Annotated in this window: 2 protein-coding genes; both read right to left on the bottom strand. The window is 73.0% G+C overall.

The window, feature by feature from the left end; genetic code table 11:
* The coding region (locus tag MXD58_RS26860) for a YqcI/YcgG family protein (RefSeq protein ID WP_250610603.1) at positions 1-970 on the bottom strand (970 nt) is incomplete at its 3' end.
* Between the two features lie 82 nt (positions 971-1,052).
* Positions 1,053-1,794 (bottom strand): condensation domain-containing protein (locus tag MXD58_RS26855; protein WP_374616702.1); only part of this gene is annotated, 742 nt, incomplete at its 5' end.

Genomic DNA, 1,794 nt, shown 5'->3' with positions numbered 1-1,794 from the left:
CCGCCATCCTGCGGCGCAGGCTGCGCGGGCGCAGGTCCGTCCAGGTCAACGCGATGCTGTCCAGGCACTCCTGCCGGGTTCCCGTCATGGCCGTGTCAAACCAGCCGAGCGCGTTGGGACGCCCCAGCGGCCACACCGAGTACTGCTGTTCGGTGTTGACGACCACCCTGAACTGACCGGCCGCCGACGCCTCGACCGCGCGGGTCGACGGCACGCCAGCGGCGGGCGCCCGGCCGGCGCGGGCCAGGAAGGGGCAGCCGGCGGCGACCGTCGCGTCGTCGCGCAGGAAGTACTGCTTCCACTCCCGGTTCGCCGGATCCCCATAGGAGCCCAGCAGCGGGGTCGAGTCCACCTCGTCCATCCGGCGCAGCCGCTCGCGGATCGTGCGCCGGGCCGCCGCGCCCCGCGGGGTGTATGGCTCCAGCCCCTCGAAGACCCAGCGCGGCTGGAACGTGATGGTGAAGACGGGGCTGCTGCGGCTGCGCAGCCGGCGATGCGCCGGCGTGTTGCAGACGACGAAGATCGGCGTGCCGCGGAAGGTGAACTCCCAGCCGGGGTCGTCGGTGTCGGTCGGGATGTCCGACGGCCACGGCTCGCCGTCGCCGTCGTGCAGGTACTGCAGCAACGACCAGAACCGTCGCTCGTAGCCGATGATGTCGCTGCTCCCGGCCGCGTCCGGGTCGGCGCCGAAGAACACCACCAGGGAGGTGTTCTTCGTGAGCGTCTGGTAGACCGACAGGTACGTGGCGAGGATGTCCGGCAGGACACTCCACGTCCGCTGGTCCTCGAGATGCTCCACGAAACCGAACCGGAGCCCGCCGCGGTTCGCCGCCGCCACCGCGAAGGTGCACGGGAACGGCTCGGCGACCGAGCGCAGCGTCTCCAGCATCCCGCGCACGCAGTCGGTGCCCCACTGCGGCACCGGCCCGATCGCCAGGTCCTGCACGTCCTCGCGATACGTCTCGCTCATCCTGACCACATCCTCCGGGTCGCTCTGCACCGCTCAGCTCGTTCGTCGTCGTTCGTCGTTCGCCGTTCGTCGTTCGCCCGCGTCAGGACCCGGTCGCTCCCGCCCGCGTGGCCCTGGCCGCGAGGGCGCTCAGGGCGCGCTGCCAGGCCGCCGCCAGGCCGTGCAGGACCGCCCCGGACGGCCCGTCCGGGGCGCGGCTGAACCTCGCCGTGAGCTCGGGGCCGTCCGGTCCGTCGAGCACCCGCACGATCAGGCTCAGCGGGAACGGTTCGGGCTGGTCGGCGTTCCAGTCCGCGAACAGCTCCTCGTCCTCCGCGGCCACCGACCAGTCGCTCACCCGGCCTCGGGTCAGCCGGCCCACGTAGTTCAGGTAGATCGCGGGCGTCGGTGTCGCCGCGAGCAGTGGGGCCGTGCGCGGATTGAGGTGGCGCACCATGCTGTAGTCGGTGCCGCCAGTGGGAATCCGGGCCATCAGCGCGCGCACCCTGGCCACGGCGGCGTCCACGGAGCGCTCCGCGAAGGGGTCGCCGTCACCGGGCGCCCACTCGAGCAGGAACGGGAAGACCTCCGCCAGCCAGCCGACCGTCCGGGACAGATCGACGTCGCCGACGACCTGCTCCTGGCGGCCGTGTGCCTGCACCGCGACGACGAGCCCCGCCGTGCCCTCAGCGGACCGCTCGGCGTGCTCGACGTGCCCCGCCTGGTCGGCGACGGCCAGGGACAGTGCGGCGAGCAGCAGTTCGTCCACCCCGACGCCGAGCGCGGCGGGCACCGTCGACAGCAGCGCCGCGGCCCGCTGCGGCGGCAGGCTCACGGTCACCGCC

This window comes from Frankia sp. AgKG'84/4 (assembly GCF_023242965.2).
GTDB lineage: Bacteria > Actinomycetota > Actinomycetes > Frankiales > Frankiaceae > Frankia.
The sequence above is the reverse complement of the archived record's forward strand: the minus strand, read 5'-3'. Positions and strand labels throughout refer to the sequence as shown.